At 38.8% G+C, this 21,043-nt stretch carries 20 protein-coding genes and 1 pseudogene; 19 read left to right on the top strand and 2 right to left on the bottom strand.

Going from position 1 to position 21,043, the window contains the following annotated elements; translation table 11 throughout:
* The first annotated feature begins 67 nt into the window (after positions 1–67).
* The 6 genes and pseudogenes from tpiA to eno all read left to right on the top strand — a co-directional run bounded on the left by tpiA (position 68) and on the right by eno (position 6,200).
* Positions 68–820: a triose-phosphate isomerase gene (gene tpiA / locus DXA07_RS13360; RefSeq protein ID WP_021943782.1), complete on the top strand. Its 753-nt coding sequence runs from the start codon at positions 68–70 to the stop codon at positions 818–820.
* 259 nt (positions 821–1,079) lie between these two features.
* Positions 1,080–1,853 (top strand): ABC transporter permease, encoded by a 774-nt coding sequence (locus tag DXA07_RS04770; RefSeq protein WP_117784900.1) that lies wholly within the window; start codon positions 1,080–1,082, stop codon positions 1,851–1,853.
* A gap of 10 nt (positions 1,854–1,863) precedes the next feature.
* Positions 1,864–2,697, top strand: coding sequence for an ABC transporter ATP-binding protein (locus DXA07_RS04765; RefSeq protein WP_117784899.1), 834 nt, complete (start codon positions 1,864–1,866; stop codon positions 2,695–2,697).
* A gap of 17 nt (positions 2,698–2,714) precedes the next feature.
* Positions 2,715–4,259, top strand: coding sequence for a 2,3-bisphosphoglycerate-independent phosphoglycerate mutase (gene gpmI, locus DXA07_RS04760; RefSeq protein WP_118483646.1), 1,545 nt, complete (start codon positions 2,715–2,717; stop codon positions 4,257–4,259).
* 18 nt (positions 4,260–4,277) lie between these two features.
* Positions 4,278–4,703: a large conductance mechanosensitive channel protein MscL gene (gene mscL, locus DXA07_RS04755; protein ID WP_021943786.1), complete on the top strand. Its 426-nt coding sequence runs from the start codon at positions 4,278–4,280 to the stop codon at positions 4,701–4,703.
* A 208-nt stretch (positions 4,704–4,911) separates the two neighbouring features.
* A pseudogene (eno, locus tag DXA07_RS04750) lies at positions 4,912–6,200 on the top strand (phosphopyruvate hydratase).
* Positions 6,201–6,207: 7 nt separating this feature from the next.
* Here the strand turns inward: eno and DXA07_RS04745 are convergent.
* On the bottom strand, positions 6,208–7,455 hold the full coding sequence (locus tag DXA07_RS04745; protein WP_182427467.1) for a nucleotidyltransferase family protein: 1,248 nt from the start codon (positions 7,453–7,455) through the stop codon (positions 6,208–6,210).
* Between the two features lie 321 nt (positions 7,456–7,776).
* On the opposite strand from DXA07_RS04745, the gene recA reads away from it, so the two are divergent.
* From recA to DXA07_RS04680, 13 genes are all read left to right on the top strand, one after another.
* Entirely contained in the window at positions 7,777–8,808 is a 1,032-nt protein-coding gene (gene recA, locus DXA07_RS04740) for a recombinase RecA (protein WP_117807620.1), read from the top strand.
* 19 nt (positions 8,809–8,827) lie between these two features.
* The gene (locus DXA07_RS04735) at positions 8,828–9,433 is read left to right on the top strand and encodes a RecX family transcriptional regulator (RefSeq protein WP_118483642.1); all 606 of its coding nucleotides are present in this window, start codon (positions 8,828–8,830) and stop codon (positions 9,431–9,433) included.
* A 143-nt stretch (positions 9,434–9,576) separates the two neighbouring features.
* Positions 9,577–11,133, top strand: a complete 1,557-nt coding sequence (gene rny, locus DXA07_RS04730) for a ribonuclease Y (protein WP_021943791.1) — start codon at positions 9,577–9,579, stop codon at positions 11,131–11,133.
* An 88-nt stretch (positions 11,134–11,221) separates the two neighbouring features.
* The gene (locus tag DXA07_RS04725) at positions 11,222–11,761 is read left to right on the top strand and encodes an NUDIX hydrolase (RefSeq protein ID WP_118483640.1); all 540 of its coding nucleotides are present in this window, start codon (positions 11,222–11,224) and stop codon (positions 11,759–11,761) included.
* A 133-nt stretch (positions 11,762–11,894) separates the two neighbouring features.
* Complete coding sequence (locus tag DXA07_RS04720; RefSeq protein ID WP_118483638.1) at positions 11,895–12,389, top strand: hypothetical protein; 495 nt, start codon at positions 11,895–11,897, stop codon at positions 12,387–12,389.
* A gap of 167 nt (positions 12,390–12,556) precedes the next feature.
* Positions 12,557–13,435 (top strand): site-specific tyrosine recombinase XerD, encoded by an 879-nt coding sequence (gene xerD / locus DXA07_RS04715; protein WP_117784891.1) that lies wholly within the window; start codon positions 12,557–12,559, stop codon positions 13,433–13,435.
* 184 nt (positions 13,436–13,619) lie between these two features.
* A complete protein-coding gene (locus DXA07_RS04710) occupies positions 13,620–14,291 on the top strand; it encodes a formate/nitrite transporter family protein (protein ID WP_348980746.1) in 672 nt (223 codons plus the stop codon).
* Between the two features lie 374 nt (positions 14,292–14,665).
* Positions 14,666–15,061, top strand: a complete 396-nt coding sequence (locus tag DXA07_RS04705) for a hypothetical protein (protein ID WP_021943796.1) — start codon at positions 14,666–14,668, stop codon at positions 15,059–15,061.
* 56 nt (positions 15,062–15,117) lie between these two features.
* A complete protein-coding gene (locus tag DXA07_RS04700; RefSeq protein ID WP_021943797.1) occupies positions 15,118–16,320 on the top strand; it encodes an ABC transporter permease in 1,203 nt (400 codons plus the stop codon).
* A gap of 30 nt (positions 16,321–16,350) precedes the next feature.
* Complete coding sequence (locus DXA07_RS04695; protein ID WP_147352411.1) at positions 16,351–16,950, top strand: hypothetical protein; 600 nt, start codon at positions 16,351–16,353, stop codon at positions 16,948–16,950.
* Positions 16,951–17,060: 110 nt separating this feature from the next.
* Positions 17,061–17,633 (top strand): ABC transporter permease, encoded by a 573-nt coding sequence (locus tag DXA07_RS04690; protein ID WP_182427466.1) that lies wholly within the window; start codon positions 17,061–17,063, stop codon positions 17,631–17,633.
* Complete coding sequence (locus tag DXA07_RS04685; RefSeq protein ID WP_118483632.1) at positions 17,634–18,311, top strand: ABC transporter ATP-binding protein; 678 nt, start codon at positions 17,634–17,636, stop codon at positions 18,309–18,311.
* The gene (locus DXA07_RS04680; protein WP_147352410.1) at positions 18,289–19,686 is read left to right on the top strand and encodes a hypothetical protein; all 1,398 of its coding nucleotides are present in this window, start codon (positions 18,289–18,291) and stop codon (positions 19,684–19,686) included. The genes DXA07_RS04685 and DXA07_RS04680 overlap by 23 nt, the downstream gene beginning before the upstream one ends.
* Before the next feature lie 228 nt (positions 19,687–19,914).
* Here the strand turns inward: DXA07_RS04680 and aroC are convergent, their stop codons facing one another.
* A complete protein-coding gene (gene aroC, locus DXA07_RS04675; protein ID WP_118483630.1) occupies positions 19,915–21,012 on the bottom strand; it encodes a chorismate synthase in 1,098 nt (365 codons plus the stop codon).
* Positions 21,013–21,043: the final 31 nt, after the last annotated feature.

The raw sequence follows: 21,043 nt of genomic DNA, 5'->3' as shown, positions 1-21,043 counted from the left end.
GCTCCATCTGACTCGGATGGAAGAATATACAGATAATGAAAATAATATTTTCAAGGAGATAAAAGACATGTCAAGAAAGAAAATCATCGCTGGTAACTGGAAGATGAACATGACTCCAAGCCAGGCTGTAAAATTATGTGAAGAGTTAAAGCCATTAGTTGCAAATGACGACGTAGATGTTGTATACTGCGTACCTGCAATTGATATTGTACCTGTAGTAGAAGCTGTTAAGGGCACAAATGTAGAAGTTGGTGCTGAGAACATGTACTTCGAAGAAAAGGGTGCATACACAGGTGAGATTTCAGCAGAAATGTTAGTTGACGCCGGTGTTAAATATGTCATCATCGGACATTCAGAGCGTCGTGACTACTTCAAAGAGTGTGACTGTCTCTTAAATAAGAAAGTTAAGAAGGCATTTGAAGCAGGTCTTACACCTATCCTTTGCTGTGGTGAGTCATTAGAGCAGAGAGAAATGGGTATCACACTTGACTTCATCCGTCTTCAGATCAAGAGTGATCTGAAAGATATCACAGCAGATCAGGTTAAGAACATGGTAATCGCCTATGAGCCAATCTGGGCTATCGGAACAGGCAAGACTGCTACATCCGATCAGGCACAGGAAGTATGTAAGGCAATCCGTGACTGCATCGCTGAAGTATATGATACAGACACAGCAGAAGCTGTAAGAATCCAGTATGGTGGATCTATGAACGCTGGTAATGCAGCAGAGCTTCTTGCAAAGCCTGACATTGATGGTGGACTTGTGGGTGGTGCTTCACTTAAGGCTGACTTTGGAAAGATCGTAAACTACAATAAGTAATTTTAATACCAGATTTCATATAGAATCTGTAAAATCAGGAAAATAATCTGGTAAAAAAGATACCGTGAGGGATCGGGTGGCCAATAATATGACTGCCCGGTGTCCGCGGTATTTTTTGTTATTCTATTATTCATACGAAATGAATAGATTTGTGGGATTTTTTTGTACATTTACGAAAAGTATACTTCGTTGACGATTATGTATAACTGTGATATAATTCAAACGATTTTTGAACAAATACGCAGAAAAGGAATTGACTATGGAATATTTAAAGACATTCTGGAGCAGAAGATATCTGCTTGCGGAACTGGTAAAAAAAGGTATTAAGTTAAAGTACAGGCGTTCATATCTTGGAATCTTATGGTCTTTGCTGGAGCCTATTTTGACAACGATCGTATTGACGATCGTATTTGGAACGTTATTTGATAACAGCAATAAAACCTTCCCGGTTTATATTTTGAGTGGTCGTCTGTTATATTCATTTTTCAGCAGCGGAACAAAAGCCTGTGCAAAATCGATACGGTCAAATGCAGGTATGATCAAGAAAGTATATGTTCCGAAGTATCTGTATCCGATGTCTTCCGTATTATTTAACTATATTATATTTTTGATTTCGTTGATTGTTATGATCCCGTTGATGGTATTTTGTCATGTGAAGCCAACCTGGTCATTATTACTGGTTATCTTTCCGCTTATTCTGCTTCTGATGATCACATTTGGAGTAGGCATGGTACTTGCGACGGTTACGGTATTCTTCCGTGATATGGAATATTTGTGGGATGTTGTATTGATGATCATTATGTATACATGTGCGATTTTCTATTATCCACAGAGATTATTAAAGAGTGGATTTAGCTGGCTGTTAAAATATAATCCGTTATATTGCGTCATCCATAATTTTAGAGCATGTTTTCTGGGTGACCCGTTAAACTGGAATTATATGTTATATGCGTTCGTTTTCTCTGTTTTTGCAATCTTGATCGGAACGTATACATTCTATAAGAAACAGGACGAATTTATTCTTCATATTTAAGGAGACAGACATGGGCAAGGAAGCATTGATCGTTGATGATGTAAGCATGAAGTTCAACCTGAGCAGTGAAAAGGTTGACAATATTAAAGAGTATATAATTAAATCAATAAAACGACAGATCAGTTATGATGAATTCTGGTCATTAAAGCATGTCAGCTTTTCATTGGACAAGGGTGACAGGCTGGGAATCCTCGGCTTAAATGGTGCAGGAAAGAGTACCCTTTTAAAGGTTATTTCCGGTGTATATAAGCCAACAGAAGGACATGTGATCAAGCATGGAAAGGTTGTTCCGTTGCTGGAATTAGGAGCAGGCTTTGACGCACAGTATACTGGAAAGGAAAATATTTTTTTGTATGGTACAGTGCTTGGATATTCCAAGAGTTATCTGGAAGAAAAGTATGATGAGATCGTTGAGTTTTCGGAACTTGGACGTTTTATTGATGTTCCAATCAAGAATTATTCATCTGGTATGAAATCAAAATTGGGATTTTCAATTGCAACGATTGCAAATCCGGATATTCTGATTCTGGATGAAGTATTATCCGTGGGTGATGCCAGATTTAAGAAGAAGAGTGAAGCGAAGATCATGCAGCTTATGGAAGGCGGAACAACAGTATTATTTGTTTCGCATTCTCTGGAACAGGTACGACGGATCTGTAATAAAGCAATGATCCTGGATCATGGAACATTGAAATCCATTGGCGATATTGATACAATATCAGCGGAATATACGAAAATGATCGCGATTCCTGCTAAGCCAAAGAAGAAAAAAGCAGATGCTGGAAAAAAAGCTTCTGAAAAAAAGGCAGATGAGGAAAAGGCTGCTGATAAGAAAGAAAAATAATTAAAAGGAGAAAAATAATGAGTAAAAAACCTGTAGTTTTAATGGTACTTGATGGTTATGGAATTAGTGACAAGACAGAAGGTAATGCAATCGCACTGGCAAATACACCTGTTATGGATCAGCTTAAAGCTGAATATCCTTATGTAAAGGGTGCTGCTTCTGGTCTTGCAGTTGGACTTCCGGATGGACAGATGGGTAACTCAGAAGTTGGTCATATGAATATCGGTGCAGGAAGAATTATATATCAGGAATTAACAAGAATTACAAAGTCCATTCAGGATGGCGATTTCTTTGAGAATGCAGAGATGTTAGAAGCAATCGAGAACTGTAAGAAGAACAATTCCGATCTTCATGTATGGGGACTATTATCCAGTGGTGGTGTACACAGCCATAATACACATCTGTATGCAATTCTTGAGTTATGTAAGAAACATAATTTTGAAAATGTATATGTTCATCCATTCTTCGATGGCAGAGATACAGCTCCAGCATCAGGAAAGGGCTTCTTAGAGGAACTGATCGCAGAGATGAAGAAGATTGGTGTAGGTAAGGTTGCATCCCTTTCCGGTCGTTATTATGCTATGGATCGTGATAACAGATGGGATCGAGTTGAGCTTGCATATAAGTCACTTGTAACAGGTGAGGGTGTACAGGCAGAAGATCCTGTTGCTGCAGTACAGGCATCTTATGACAAGGAAGTATATGATGAGTTTATCCTTCCTACCGTTATTACAGAGAATGGTAAGCCGGTATCACTTGTAAAGCCGAATGATTCCGTTATTTTCTTTAACTTCAGACCAGACAGAGCAAGAGAGATTACCAGAGCATTCTGCTGTGACGATTTTGACGGATTCAACAGACCAGACGGAAGATTTCCATTGGTATATGTATGCTTCAAAGATTATGATGAGTCTATACCAAACAAGATCGTTGCATTCAAGAAAGAAGAAATCGACAATACATTTGGTGAGTACCTTGCAGCGCATGGTAAGACACAGGTTCGTCTTGCAGAGACAGAGAAGTATGCACATGTTACGTTCTTCTTTAATGGAGGCGTAGAAGAACCAAATAAGAACGAAGACAGAATCCTTGTTAAGTCCCCTGCGGTTGCAACATATGATCTCCAGCCTGAAATGAGTGCTCCGGAAGTATGTGAGAAGCTGGTAGATGCTATCGGTTCTGATAAATACGATGTGATCATTATTAACTTTGCAAATCCTGATATGGTAGGTCATACAGGCGTGATCCCTGCAGCGATCAAGGCAGTTGAGACTGTTGATGCCTGCGTAGGAAAGGCAGTAGAGGCAGTTAAGAAGGCAGATGGTGTATTATTTATCTGTGCAGACCACGGTAATGCTGAGCAGATGATCAATTATGAAACTGGTGAACCACATACAGCCCATACAACAAATCCGGTACCATTCGTACTTGTAAATTATGATGAGGGCTATGGTTTAAGAGAAGGTGGATGTCTTGCAGATATCGCTCCAACACTTCTTGAAATCATGGAACTTCCACAGCCTAAGGAAATGACAGGTAAATCACTTCTTATCAAGAAATAATGAAAGAAGGACAGACAAATGAAGAAATTTTTTCAGGAGTTTAAAGAATTTGCATTAAAGGGAAATGTTCTGGATATGGCGATCGGTGTTATCATCGGTGGTGCTTTTTCAGGACTGGTGACTTCACTGACAGACTGTTTTATCAATCCACTCATTGGATGTATCGGTGGTGCCGAAGTACAGGGCAAGATTCATTTGTTGGGAGACCAGTATATTGATTATGGCTCGTTCATTACAGCGGTGATCAACTTCATTATCATGGCATTTATCATTTTTCTTCTGATGAAAGGAATTAAAAAGCTGTTATCTCTTGGAAAGAAAGAGGAAGTTGCGGCACCTTTAACAAGAAAATGTCCATATTGTTATGGTGACATTGATGTTAAGGCTACAAAATGTATGTATTGTACATCTGACGTAGAGCCAACTGTAAAAGCAGAAGAATAAAAAGAACGATGTTCTGTGTTATATGGACACAGAACGGAGTAACAATATAAAAACAAATAAAAAATACCTGCCGGAGAAGCATAGTTACAGATGCTTTATCCGGCAGGTATTTTTTATAAAATGAATACTTTGGAAAAAAGTGTGAATACTATAAAAGAATAAAAATTGCCAATAATTGTACGGATAGAAAGGCAGAATGGAGAATCACATGAACAGATTGGAAATTATTGAAATTAAAGCGAGAGAAATACTTGATTCCAGAGGAAATCCTACAGTTGAGACCGATGTTACGCTGGCATGTGGATGCAAGGGTAGGGCAATGGTTCCGTCCGGTGCATCCACCGGACAATACGAAGCGCATGAGCTCGGGATGAAGAAAAACGTTACATGGGACAGGGCGTTTACGGAGCCTGCAACAATGTAAATAACAGAATTGCAGATAAACTGATCGGAATGGATGTAACAAGACAGATTGATATTGACCGTATTATGATCGAGGCAGATGGAACTGAGAATAAGACACGATATGGTGCAAATGCCATGCTGAGTGTATCCCTTGCCTGTGCCAAGGCGGCTTCGCTGGCACTTGGAATGCCGCTTTACCGGTATCTTGGCGGAGTAAATGCAAAGCGTCTTCCGGTTCCGATGATGAATATATTAAATGGTGGAAAGCATGCGGATAATACTGTTGATTTTCAGGAGTTTATGATTGCTCCGGTAGGTGCAGAATCCTTTAAGGAGGCAATGGAGATCGCCTGTGAGATTTATCATACGCTGAAGATTGAATTGAATGTCAGAAATTTGAGCACAGGAGTTGGAGATGAAGGTGGATTTGCACCGAATCTTGCAACCACATATGAAGTACTGGATCTGTTAGTAGAGGCAATCGCAAAGGCCGGGTATAATCCGGGAGTCGATGTACAGATCGCAATGGATGCGGCAGCATCGGAATTATATGATGTAGCTTCTGACCGATATGTCTTTCCGGGAGAATCCCGGATGACCGGAAAGGAAATCCGAAGAAATTCAGAGGAGATGGTCCAGTTCTATGAGGATCTGGTGACAAGATATCCGATTTATTCAATCGAAGACGGACTGGATGAGAATGATATGAATGGCTGGAAGGTTTTGACCTACCGGCTTGGAAATCGTATCCAGTTAGTTGGAGATGATCTCTTTGTTACAAATAAAAAACGACTGAAAAACGGAATTGAAGATGGAATTGCAAATTCAATCCTGGTAAAGGTGAACCAGATCGGAACTCTGACAGAGGCAATGGATGCTGTGGAAACGGCTCATAAAGCCGGATATTCGTCGGTGATTTCCCATCGGTCCGGGGAAACAGAGGATACATTTATTGCGGATCTGGCTGTGGCTATGAATTGCGGACAGATCAAGACCGGAGCACCAGCCAGAAGCGAACGTACAGCGAAATACAACCAGCTTCTACGGATTGAAGAGGAGCTTGGCAAAAATTCCATATACGGAATGGAATGATCACCAATTAAGAACGAACAGGAAGCCGGGCGGTAAAATCGTCCGGTAATTCTGTTTTATAGGCGGCATAGACAGCAGTGTTATATAAGCGCGTTGCTTTGATATCCTGTTCAAATAGTAAACGGCCGGCATCGGAAAGGAAACGGATGCCATCTGCCGGCTTTGTAAAGACAGGAAGGTCACTGTTTCTCTTAATCTGACGAATCACATCGGATCCGGATCGGTTCAACGCAAGAATATGTCCATAGTGATTCCAGCCGCTTTCTTTATACATGGACATAGTATTCTTCCGGATGTCCAGAATAAAATGCAGCAATGCACGGTTGATCCTTGTCTGGGTAAGATCTTTGGATTTTAAGGATTCAGCAATTGCAGCATATGACTGCAGAAGATTTGTTTTTTTCAGTTTATTATACAGCTCGTCTGTCATATCAACCGTGTCAGGAGCATCATTCTGCATGATTAAACAGTATTGCAGGATGGATGTTAAATGATTCTCGAAAATCGGATAGGTATGCAGATATTCTGTCTTCAGCAGATCAGCGGATGCGGCTGGAAGAACCTGATAAAAGGTTTTAAATAATGCATCCGGTTCTTCAGTGTGGTCTGTACTGATCTGCTGTAATAAATGGCGGATCGCGGAAGCTGAACAGATCGATCCTGTGATATCCTCACTGTTATATCCTGCGGAGGTCCTTTTTATAATATATGGTTTTATAGAGGAACGTGTTTTCTTCAGCGCTGAGAGATATTCGACTGCAAGGATGTTGTTTGGTTCCTTTAGAAGATCAGCACCGGCAGGACAACAGCTTTTTATGGCATCTGCCCGTGCTGACGGATAGGACATTCCTTCCGCCAGATTATTTTTTAGACATGCGGAAAATGAGGCTGGTTCATCAATCAGAATTTCAGCTACAGATTCCAGAAGAGACAGATCATCACATTCCGCACCAAAAACCAGATAATCTACAGTGTTCAGTTTGTTCAGAAGGTCGACCCCCGCATAAGCAAAATCCCTTGCACTTGCTGTTGCATAGACAACCGGAAGCTCAAATACCGCATCGACTCCGGAGGCAACAGCCATTTCGGCACGCATAAATTTGTTGCAGACAGCAGGAAGTCCTCTTTGAAGAAAATTACCGCTCATAACAGAAATAATATGAGAACAGTCAAGTTCGGAACGGGTCTGTTCGATCTGGTAGCGATGTCCATTGTGAAATGGATTATATTCTGTAATGATACCTGCAGTCAGCATAAAATTCCTCCTGAAATAAAATATATTTTCTAAATTATATTTTATATTTTTTCTTCTGTAAAGTATGATATAATTGGAATGTGCATGAAGATAGGGCTTTGTCCCTACGGTTTTGATGCACTTTTTTATTGCGTTTTTGAAAATGATGTACGATATTTTACGCATAACAGGTAGTATGGTATAGAAAGGTAGAAAAAGACTGTTAGAAATACAGAAATGAAAAATATCCGTAAGATCATAGATTAAGGATTGACATTTCGATAAAAGTTGAGTAGTATAATAACAGGAATCGAACATTTGTTTATGGAGGTAGTTTGAAAGATGATTAAAGATGATGATAAGAAGAAAGCGCTGGATGCAGCGTTAGCACAGATTGAGAAGCAGTATGGTAAGGGATCCGTTATGAAGCTTGGTGATTCTTCTGCCAATATGAATATAGAAGTAATACCAACAGGATCATTAAGCCTTGATATTGCACTTGGACTTGGTGGAGTTCCGAGAGGAAGAATTATAGAAGTATTCGGACCTGAGTCCAGTGGTAAGACAACAGTTGCATTACATATTGTTGCAGAGATACAGAAACGTGGCGGTATTGCAGGCTTTATCGATGCAGAACATGCATTGGATCCTGTATATGCGAAGAATATCGGTGTCAATATTGATGACCTCTATATCTCGCAGCCGGATTGCGGTGAACAGGCACTTGAGATCACAGAGACAATGGTGCGCTCCGGTGCAGTAGATGTGATCATTGTCGATTCGGTTGCAGCCCTTGTTCCAAAGGCAGAAATCGATGGTGAGATGGGAGATTCTCATATGGGACTTCATGCAAGACTGATGTCACAGGCACTACGTAAGCTGACTGCAGTCGTAAGCAAAACAAATTGTGTTGTAATATTCATCAATCAGCTTCGTGAGAAAGTTGGTGTTGTATTTGGTAATCCGGAAGTAACAACCGGTGGACGTGCATTGAAGTTCTATGCATCTGTTCGTATGGATGTCAGAAGAATTGATACCCTGAAGATGGGTGGAGAGATCGTTGGTAACCGTACCAGAGTAAAGGTTGTGAAGAACAAGGTTGCACCTCCATTCAAAGAGGCTGAATTTGATATTATGTTTGGTAAAGGTATTTCCCGTGAAGGAGATATCCTGGATCTGGCAGTAGCAAATGATATTGTAGATAAATCCGGTGCATGGTATGCATATATGGGAGATAAGATTGGACAGGGACGTGAGAATGCAAAGGCATTTCTTGCAGAGAATCCAGCTATCTGTGCTGAGATCGATGAGAAGATCCGTGAGAAGCTTGGCTTAGTTGAAACTGAGGATGCAGAGGGAACAGAAACAGAATAAGTAGAAGGTGCCTGTATATATGCTTGTAACAGATATTAAGAAGATTGATGATAAGAGAAGCTGTCTGTATCTGGATTATGAGGCGTTTGGTCCGTTATATGCATCTGATATACGAAGATTGAAGTTGACGGTCGGATCAGAAACTGATGCAGAGAAAATGCAGCAGTTCCGGTCAGAGTATTTTTTTAAACGTGCGATGAACAAGGCGGTCACAGCCATTAAGTATTCAGAAAAATGTGAATATGACATCCGGCAGAAGTTAAAGGAACTTTGCTATGATGAAGAAGTGATCGATACGACGCTTGATAAACTAAAAAAATATAAGTATATTGACGATGCCAGATATGCATCAGTTTATGTCCGGAGTCATATCCAAAGGAAAAGCAGACGAGAGATCACATATGCATTGTCATCCAAGAAAATTTTGAATGAATGGATCGAACAGGCATTCGAAGAAAACCAGCTTCCGGATGAAAGAGAGATCGTAGAGAAACTGATCCGGAAAAAATGTCCGGTTTCGGAACTTTCAGATAAAAGAGAAAAAGTAACAGTATTTCTTGTCCGAAAGGGATATCCGTATCGTCTGGTTGCTTCCTGTATCTCGGAAATATTAGAAATGGGGTAGTCAGTAATATAAGAAAAGTTGCACAGAAAACAGGGCGAAAAATTGTTGTTTTTGTTTGTTTTCACTTGACATAATTAGTAAAAAATATTAAACTTAAATAGTTGTATAAGTGTACAATGAAAACTTAATAAGGAGGTGCTCCTGTGAGTGGTGATATTGCGTGGATAATCATTTATATTTGCATCCTTGTTGTATGTATCGTTGCCACATGGTTTATTGCTATTGCATATAGAAAAAATATTGCAGAAGCGAAGATCGGTAAGGCAGAAGTAGCAGCAAGGGAGATTATAGATGAAGCTCAGAAGGATGCTGAAGCGAAAAAGCGTGAGATTTTGCTTGAGGCAAAAGAAGATGCTTTGAAGACGCGGAATGACCTTGAAAAAGAAGTCAAGGACAGACGTGGAGAGATTTCACGAATGGAGAAACGAGTTCTCGCCCGTGAAGAAAGTATCGACCGTAAGACGGAAGCTATCGAGAAAAAAGAAGCAAGTCTTGCATCCAAGGAAGGTCAGCTTGAAAAGCAGAAGGCAAAAGTAGAAGAGCTTCAGGCAAGACGTTTACAGGAACTGGAAAGAATTTCAGGTTTAACCTCTGAACAAGCGAAGGAATACTTATTAAAAACTGTTGAAGATGAAGTAAAACATGAAACAGCAGTTATGGTCAAGGAATTAGAAACCAGAGCTAAAGAAGAAGCGAACAAGAAGGCAAAGGAATATGTTGTATCTGCAATCCAGAAATGTGCAGTGGATCATGTAGCAGAAACAACAATTTCACTGGTACAGTTACCTAACGATGAGATGAAGGGTAGAATAATTGGTCGAGAGGGTAGAAATATTCGTACTCTTGAGACCATGACAGGTGTAGATCTGATCATTGATGATACACCGGAAGCAGTTATTCTCTCAAGCTTTGATCCTGTTAGAAGGGAAGTTGCAAGAATTGCACTTGAGAAGCTGATTGTCGATGGAAGAATCCATCCGGCAAGAATCGAAGAGATGGTAGAAAAAGCGCAGAAGGAAGTAGAAACCATGATGCGTGAGGAAGGTGAAGCAGCAACCCTTGAGGTTGGTATTCACGGAATTCATCCTGAATTAGTGAGACTTCTTGGTAAGATGAAGTTTAGAACAAGCTATGGACAGAATGCATTAAAGCATTCTATCGAAGTAGCACATTTATGTGGTTTATTGGCCGGAGAAATAGGTGTCGATGTCAAAGTTGCGAAACGTGCCGGATTACTTCATGATATCGGTAAATCTGTAGATCATGATATGGAAGGCTCTCATGTACAGATTGGTGCTGACTTATGTAGAAAGTATAAGGAATCACCGATTATTGTAAATGCAGTAGAAGCTCACCATGGCGACGTTGAACCAGAATCCCTGATAGCATGTCTTGTACAGGCTGCAGATGCAATCTCAGCAGCAAGACCGGGTGCTAGAAGAGAGACTCTGGAAACTTATACTACACGTCTTAAGAAACTGGAGGATATTGCAAACTCCTATAAGGGTGTAGAGAAGACATATGCTATTCAGGCAGGTAGAGAGATTCGAGTAATAGTTGTTCCTGAACACGTTAATGATTCCGATATGGTATTACTTGCAAGGGATATTGCAAAGCAGATTGAAAATGAGCTGGAATATCCTGGACAGATCAAGGTTAATATCATAAGAGAGTCTCGCGTTGTAGATTATGCTAAGTAATTATTTTCAGCCTGTGGAATAAAATATTCCACAGGCTTTTTTAGTGAATGAAAAATATGAAAAAATATGGATAGCTGGGAGGCAACAGATGGATCAGAAATTTATTAGAGAGAAAAAAGAACTGGCATATCATGCTCATATATTTGATGTATATAATGATTATTTGAGACTGCCGGATGGAAAACATGTAGTATATGATCTGGTCGATCATGTAGATGGTTGCTGTGTCTTGCCGGTGGATGAAGATGGAAACCTGATCCTGGTAAGTCAATATAGAAATGCGGTAGATGATATAACCTTAGAGGTTCCTGCCGGCTGTATGGATGAGGGAGAAGATCCGGGTCAGTGCGCAGTCAGGGAATTGGAAGAGGAAACCGGATATATTGCACAGGAACTTCAATTTGTAACAAAGACATATCTTGCGATCGGTACCAGTAATGAGCAGACCTATATTTATATTGCAACCGATCTGAAAAAGGGAATCAGACAACTGGATCCGGAAGAATTTATCCGAATCCGACGGCTTTCATTGGCAGAAGCCATGACTATGATACAGACCGGAGAGATCGTCGATTCAAAAACTATTATTGCAATCCTGGCATATGCTGTAGAACAAATGAAGAAATAAATACCAGATGCAGTATAGCAAAAATAAATCACCATGAGTATATCCAGACGGATCATAGTAGATGAGAATGGTGGTTTTATTGTTTGATGCATATATTAGGACAGGAAAACATATGTATACGAGGGGGGATGATATGAAACGTAAATTTATATGGGCAATGTTCTGGATCGGCCTGATCCTTGGAACCTTGCTTGTAAACACACAATTAAATGTGCAGGAGATATTAGGTCGGACAGGGATACAGACTGGAAAACAGGAACTGATCGCTTTGATCTGTAAAAGAATCGTGGAGCTGGTAGCGGTTGTAGCTCTTTTAAAGCTTGTTCCGGATAAAGCATCCGATGGTGCTCTTATGGGGATATCCGGACTGATCACCGGTATGATGGTTTCACTATATGGGCTGAACGGAACTATGTTCCGTGCGTTTGCATTTTATATGATTGTTTTGATTATTGTGGGATTATATGCAGTTGTTGTTAAAATTATATGTGGAACAACAGGAGAAGGGATGAGTCAGATTGCCTGTATAGTTGCCAGATTGCATAATTCTTTTCTGGGAACGGCAATTATTGTTACGATTTTATTACTTAATATCATTCTGGAAGTAAAAATTCTGAAATTTTTTTGAAAAAAGTTTTACTACATGTGGTATACATAATTCTGTACAGACACATGATTTGGTAAAAACAAAGAAATTACGAAAAAACCTTGATTTTGCTTATAAAAATTATGTTTGATTTTATAGAAATTTGTATTTATAATGATATTTAGTCTACATAATAAGGGGAAAAATGCGTGGAAATTTACATAGAGAAATATGTTGATTATCTCAAAAATATTAAGAAATCAAGTGAAAATACAGTAGCTTCTTATCAGCGCGATCTTGTGAAGTTTTCTGATTTCTACCGGGAGAATGGAACAGAGGATATTCGTTCGATAAATGAGACAAATATCAACACTTATGTTCTGTATTTGGAAAAAAATGGAAAATCAATGGCAACTGTATCTAGAAGCATAGCCTCAATCAAGTCGTTTTTCGGATTCCTTTTTCGGGAGAAGATACTGATGGACGATCCATCGGTTAATATCAAACCTCCAAAGATTGAAAAGAAAATGCCGGATATCTTAACAATAGAGGAAGTGAACCGGCTTCTTGACCAGCCGGGAGACCAGTCTCCAAAGGAGATCCGTGACCGGGCAATGTTAGAGCTGTTATATGCGACAGGAATCCGGGTATCGGAGCTTGTTACATTAAAGATTACAGATGTGAATCTGAAGATGGGATATATTGAATGTCATGACCTCAGAAAGTCAAGGATCATTCCGATCGAAGATTCCGCACAGCGTGCGCTTGATAATTATATCTCAAATGTCCGGGACGATATGTGCAAGGATTCCGAGTATCTGTTTTCCAACTGTAAGGGTACACCGATGACCAGACAGGGCTTCTGGAAGATCATCAAGGTGTATGCTGATAAAGCGGGAATTGATAAGGATATAACACCACACATGATCCGTCATTCGTTTGCGTCACATCTTGTGAATAATGGTGCAGACTTAAAGGCAGTACAGGAAATGCTGGGACATGCCGACATCTCTACGACACAGATCTATCTGAACAGCAAGCAGAGCCGCTTAAAAGAGGAATATCAGAAAGCGCATCCACGGGCATAAGCTGAATGAACATAGTAGAAAACATATTTGTGGGTGACAATGTTGCATACAATGTTAATACGCAGAAAAGTATGGATTGTACGAAAAAAAGTACACGGAAATTGTTGCATCTTGTCTGTAAAATAGAATATAATCCTTTCGGTTGATAAAAGTTTAAAAGTGAAGGACGACAGGAGAAAGAAAAATGGAGAACAATTATTACTCACCGGTACAGATTCTGGAAAACAATATAAAAGCAGGCATTAGTAAAGCCAATATGGGTCTGCTTAAGATGATATTACTTGGTATGTTCGCAGGTATGTTCATTGCGATCGGAGCAGAGGGGTCAAACCTTGCAGCTCATAATCTGACAGGTGTAGGTGTTGCAAGAACATTAACAGGCGTGGTTTTCCCGATCGGTCTTATGATGTTAGTTGTAACCGGCGGTGAGTTATTTACAGGAAACTGTATGCTGACAATGGCACTTGCAGACCATAAGATCAAAGCATTACAGATGATAAAAAACTGGGTTGTTGTATATTTCAGCAATATGCTTGGATCTATACTGACAGCAGCTTGTGTATATGCTTCTGGTCAGTATGATTACTCAGATGGAGCACTTGGAGCATTCACGATCAAGGTTGCCATGGGTAAAGCAGATATTGATATCAGCAAAGCAATCTTTTCCGGTATCCTTTGTAATATTTTGGTATGTATCGCAGTATTGATGAGTAGTGCAGCGAAAGATCTGATCGGTAAGCTGTTTGGAGCATTTTTTCCAATTCTGATCTTCGTTATCTCAGGTATCGAACACTGTGTTGCAAATATGTACTACATTCCGGCAGGATCATTGCATCCGGCAACAGCAAATATGTAGATAAGGCCTGTGAGCTTTATGGATATACATCCGCACAGATCTCAGATACACTTACAGTTGGCGGTTTTGTTCATAATCTGCTGCCGGTTACACTCGGTAATATTATAGGCGGCGGTATCGTTGTATCACTGGGACTGTATGCAGCGCATTTGGTGCTGGATAAGAAAGAGAAATAAAAAAAAGAGAATATTATTTTTGATATGTATGATAGAATAAAAGACCTTGTAGTTATGTACGACTACAAGGCCTTTTTTGTAATTTTAAAATACTATATGTCAACATATATTTAGAAAATATAAATATATGTTGACATATGTAATGCGTATATGCAATACTATAATTGCAACCATTATATTGCATAAAAGGGAGGAAAAATGAAGAAGATAAAAAGAAATATAATATTATTGGCATGTTGTATTACATTATTTAGCTCATTTGTTGTTTCGGCAACATCGGCGAGCAACTCTATAACTAATGGGGCTGCAACATTAACAGGATCGGCGCGTATGTATGATTATAGTAAGAAAAAAGATAAATGCATCATGACTGCAGCATTTGGGGGAGGAAAGGCAACTGAAGCTACATCAGGTTCGATATCTGGTAAAATACAGGGTATAGATGTAAAAGCGAAAAGAATGGATACGGGTAATTTAAATAAAAAAAATAAAACCTATAGTGATTCAAAAATTGTTAGTGATGCATATTGTGTATTTACTGTTACAATATCATTAAAAGGTGCAGATTCTAAAGAAATATATGCACACGATTAATATATAATACAAGAAGATGTACATATAATGGTTGTAGATTATCAAAGGAAGTTAAAATGAGGATAAGAGATAAAGAATTTTTTAGATTGTTTTTGATCGTATATACACTTATGTTTGTGATTATTTTTCAGTGCTTCGATATTATTAATAAAATGCAGGCTGAGTTAAAGGGAAGGTTATATAATGGTAATTATTCTAATTTGGCGGGAATTGAAACAAAGTGTGATGTATGTATGAATCATCTTAAGGCAGAATATAATCAGGCGGGTGAGCTTGAAGCTATGTCGATTGATGTTCCAGATAAGCATAGACAGAAGGAACATCTTGAAACTGCCAAAATGATCATAAAAGCAATGTATGGAAGAAATTTCACGGTGTATTCATATGCCAATGTTCGGGTTAGTGGAATGCTTCAGGAAAGGTCAGAACTGGCAGTTTTTTCATTGAAGGATGAATTGCCATTTAATATCACTAAAGGACGATCAATATGTTCGGACGATTTAGAGAAAAAAGCTCGTGTTGCAATTGTATCTGAGGATATGATAAATACAATGGTGAAAAAAGAAGAATATTATTACATAAAAATTAATAATGAAGAGTATCAAGTTGTTGGAATTTATGAACCTGTTGCAGATAAGGCAGATGTGTGTTTTGCCTATTTTCCTCAAACAGAATATCAATTTGAGGAATTCTGCAGGAATTTTATAGATAATATTTTTTCAATTTCTAATATGAAGTGGGGAATATTTGGAGTTTATATTGGATCAGAAAATAGTTTTGATATAAATGAAATAGATGAATTTATTTCGGAACTTGAAAAAATATCCGATACAACATTTGATATAAAAGTAATAGATCGTTCGATTGCATCACCGAATGAAAAAATAAAAGTGTTAATTATAATATATGTATTATTGTTATTCTTTTGTATTGTTGTTTATATTCAGGTGATTGATATGTTTACAAAAAAAAGATATAAAGATTATGTAATATATCGTGCCTGTGGTTGCAACTGCAATATGATCGCAAGAAGATTATTTATGGAGATGCTGCCAATGTTTATCTGTTCATTTATTGCAGTTTTTATTGCAAATAGCGTATATAATGTCTGGCTGACAGATTCTGTATGGTATAGTATTTCATATGAAGGTGTTGCGTTTATGGCAGGAACATCGGTTGTTCTTGTTTATATGTCAATTTTCATCATAATTATGAAGTTGCGTCGGATTAATCTGGCAGAAGGGATTATGGATCTATAAATGAAACTTAGGTATTTATGGAAAATCACGTTGGATAATGAATGGAAACAAGGAATTCGAAGTTTTTTTAATGTTATTCTATATATTGTTGGAATTACAATAATTGGACTTCTGGTGTATTTTGTCAGTCTTGAAACAGATACGAAGAAGTCGGTAGAGCGTTCTATACGAAAAGAAATAAAAACATTAGGAAGCATAAGTATTGAAGGGAATCCTTCAGATATTCAGTATAATTCAAATTTTAATCTTTTGAAAGTTGTTAAAAGTTTTAGTGGCATAGATGCATGTTCATCTGGATGGGGAAATGGTTCACTGGCAATATCCGGAGACTGGCGTATCGAATATGATGCATCGGAATACAGAGATGAAGACTTGAAATTACTGCAAGATATACAAAAAAAGAATGTTTATGATCCCGGATATGCAATACAGGGGAAAAGTTTGGAAACTACCTGGCTAGACGCTGGAGCGTGGGATATGATGAAAATTGATCTGCTGCAAGGCAGATGTCCTTCTGAGATTGATTATGCTTTATATGGTGACGCGATTCCAATCTATCTGGGGTATCGTTATAAAGATAAAGTGCAGCCGGGAACCGCCTTATACATGGAGAAGAGGTTTATGTTGTAGAGGGGATTCTGAAGAAGAACAGTGTATTAGCTCCAAATAGTGATGATCTGATGAACATGTATCCGGAAGACCAGAATGCGATACCCTATCAAATACTTGATTATAGCATTTTGATAATTTTAAATTCAGAAATGGACAATACATATAATTGTTTTTTTACATTAAAAGATGGTTATTCATTTGATGATGTTCAAAGTTATCTGGATGCGTTAAATTTGAACCCGGATGTAGAATTTTACATCAATAGTGTAGAAAAATATCTGGATAATATGAGCAGGGAATCAGAAAGAAAAGAAATGACTGGGTTATTTGTGTATGTCACTGTGATTGTGTGTTTGATTCTGTCGTGCTTTGAAATTAACACGATATTGGCACAGAGAAGAGAGTTTGGGATACTTCTTGCTTATGGGTTATCGCATAGAGATATTATAAAGATGGTATTGATCGATAATATAAAAAAAATGATCATTGCAATTCTGATTATGACGTGCGTAATAGCCGGTAAACTGGCAGCGAACATTATGGTAGAGAATATGACATTTTATATGTTGAAGAATACGATTTACAGTCGGTTAATCTTGACGATTGGAATGATAGGGATATTGCTTGTTCTTTTGGTCTGTATTGTACCGTCAATTCTGTTAAAGAAAATATCTCCGGCGGAATTACTTGGAGGAAAATAAATGATTCAATTAAAAGAAGCAAAAAAAATATACAAAAATGGCAGGACAGAATATCCTGCGTTGAATGGGATAGACCTGACTATAGAAAATGGAGAATATGTTGCAATTATTGGAACATCCGGATCGGGAAAAAGTACACTTTTAAATATCATAGGTGGGATGGATCAGACAACAGATGGTCAGTATCTGTATGATGAAAAGAATGTTAGCAAAATGAATTCTCATGCGCTTCATTTGTTTCGAAAGGAATATGTGAGCTTTGTATTCCAACGATTTGCATTATTGAATCAGTATAGTGTATATGAAAATGTCGAAGTACCGCTTTTGGCAAAGGGAATAGAGAAGAAAGAGCGTAAGAAAAAAGTTCTTTCCGCATTGGTGCAGGTTGGAATTCAGGATTTGTATAAGAAAAAGCCAAGTGAACTTTCGGGTGGGGAACAACAGCGGTGTGCAATTGCCAGAGCTTTGGTTATGGATACTCCTGTTGTACTTGCGGATGAACCGACAGGTTCTCTGGATAAAAACTCAGGCATTAAGGTTATGGAACTTTTAGAAGGACTGCATGAGCAGGGAAAGACCTTGATAATTGTAACACATGATATGGATATAGCAGAACATGCTGATCGTATAATACAGATTGAGGATGGAAAGATTGTTGCTGATACAAAAAAGAATTAAAAAATATTTATTATTGATAGGCGGAATTGTTATATTGCTTTCAGGTTGTGAAAAAAAAGAAAGTGATGATATGTTTGTGCTGGATCAGGAGGAAATGTCGATACAGGGAGAAGTTCAAAATAGTGAATTAGGGAAAAAAATGAAGGTACCGCAAAGCATCGATTGCAAGATGAAAACAGAAGATGCCGACTTACAAGCAATATTGATATCAGATAAGTCTGTCTGTATTCCAGATGTAGAACAACTTTATACAATGAAGTGCAGCAGAGAGAGACTGGATGCATCATACAAAAAGAAGATTTCAGAAGCAATATTTGGCGAAACAGTCCTGTATATATATGATGGCACCCCATTAATATCTGAATGTGATGAACAAATCCAATATTGCAAAAACAAGCAAAATATTTCGGATACCTTTTATAAACAATATTACCAGGCGAGTATTGAGGAGCTAGAGCAACAGAAAAAAACTGCACAGGAGATAAGAGAAAAGAATATTGATTTTTCGGCGGATCAGTACATTGGTATGATTAACGATCAAAAATATCTTCTTACATTTTATGGAAACGAAGACTATTGTGAATCCTTTGAACTAATGTTGTATCCGGAGAATTCAATGGAGAAATTTTTTGAGATTGATAACGGATATGGATTTGTTCAACCGACAGATATCTTGTCTGAAAATGAGTTGCTGTATTCGGATCTTTTGAATTATAGTGAAAATGAAGAAGATCTTTCAGCCGGGAATCGATGTAGTAAAACAATAGAGGAAGCGATAGATACCGCTTTGGGCTATGCTGGTGCATGTGTCTCATTGCCTGTTGATACGGGATGTGTAGAACCATTTTGTGTATCCTATATAAAGGGTGAAACAGAGGAAGAAGTACTTTTGTGTGATGGATATTCTATAACATTTCTTCCGAAAATTGAACAAGTTACTCCTTTTGTGTCAGATTTGTATTATGTAGAAAGTATAGCAGGTCAATATGACAACAGAAATGACAGCCAATCAAGCATTATGACAAATGGTTCAATATTACGCATTGTAATATCTTCGAAAGGTGTGGTTGGCATTGGTTGTGTAATGCCGGTGAAACAGGATGAAAAAGCGAAAAAAGTGGAACAGCTTTTAACGTGGGATGAGATTATGGAAGCCTTGAAAAATGGCTTGCCGGAATACATCAAAAAGCATGGTGCGTCATATTCGCAAATTGCATTTAATCATGTAGAACTAACATACTATTTAGAAGAAACAGAGGAGGGATATTGTTATATTCCTGTATGGCTTTTGGCAAATATTGATGCGCAGTTACAGGTTCCAGATCAGCTTATTCTACTGGATGCAAGAAATGGAAGATTTGTAGAAATAAAATAATATTCCAGATATACAAAATACAACTGCCCTATATAGAATAACATTGTGAAGATTTCGTTTTTCGATGTATATTGCCAGTAAATACAAATGCTTGTTTGATCCGTAGGTGAGTTAACACAGGAGTATTACGAATCAGGCATATGCATCGAATAGAATCGCAACAAGTTATCTGTATAGGGCAGTTTGGTTGTATGTAGGGAATCCCATGCTGTAGAGGAAAGCCCTCCACTATTTATAAAACTCCACCAGCTTGTCCATTCTTGCGGACATATTATCAAACAGCGCATTCACAATCGTGATCGCAGCCATAGATTCTACAACGACTACAGCGCGGGGACCGATGATCGGGTCATGTCTGCCACGGATCGATACATCGATATTTTCACCGGATTTGTTGATTGTTTTCTGTGTGCTGGCGATCGATGGTGTAGCCTTGAAATGACAGGTGAGTAACAGATCAGAACCGTCGCTGATTCCACCAAGGATTCCACCGGCATGGTTTGAGTTCTTATTTACAACACCATCTTCGATATGGAAACCATCATTATCATAAGAGCCGGTATTTTCGGATGCCATGACGCCATCCCCGATCTCAACCGCTTTTACGGCACCGATTGACATAAGGGCTTTGGCGAGATTTGCGTCTAATTTATCAAAGACCGGATCACCCAGACCGGCCGGAACACCGGATACGATACATTTGACAGTAGAACCGATCGAATCATTTTGTGCCATGATATCAGAAAGATATGCAGATGCAGCTTCGCAGCTTTTTGCATCCGGCATGTTCAGTTCATTCTTTGAGATATAGTCTGCATCAAAGTCGGCAGGGTCGGATACGATATCGCCGATCGATGAAACATAGGTTGTAAATGAGATATTTAATGTCTTTAAGATCTTTGCGGCGATCGCACCGGCGGCAACTCTGCCGATCGTCTCTCTGCCGGAGGAACGGCCGCCACCACGGTAATCGCGAAAACCATATTTCTGGTCGAAGGTATAATCAGCATGTCCCGGACGATAGTAGGTAGCGATGTCACCGTAATCGCCGGAGCGCTGGGAGGTGTTCCGAACCATCAGTGAGATCGGAGTGCCGGTGGTCTTTCCCTCGAATACACCGGAAAGGATCTCTACCTGATCGGATTCCTTTCTTGGAGTTGAGAACTGGGAGAAGCCCGGACGTCTGCGGTTTAAGTATACCTGAATATCATCCTCGGTAAGTGGAAGACCGGCAGGACAGCCGTCAACGACAACACCGAGTGCTTTTCCATGGGATTCGCCCCATGTAGTGATCTTGAATTTATTTCCAAATGTTGAACCTGACATAATATGTAATCTCCTTCATGTAGAATAAACA

This window comes from Clostridium sp. AM54-37XD (assembly GCF_003478225.1).
In the GTDB taxonomy this organism is placed as follows: Bacteria; Bacillota; Clostridia; order Lachnospirales; family Lachnospiraceae; genus Coprococcus; species Coprococcus ammoniilyticus.
Note: the sequence above shows the minus strand (reverse complement) of the source record. Positions and strands in the feature narration are given on the sequence as shown.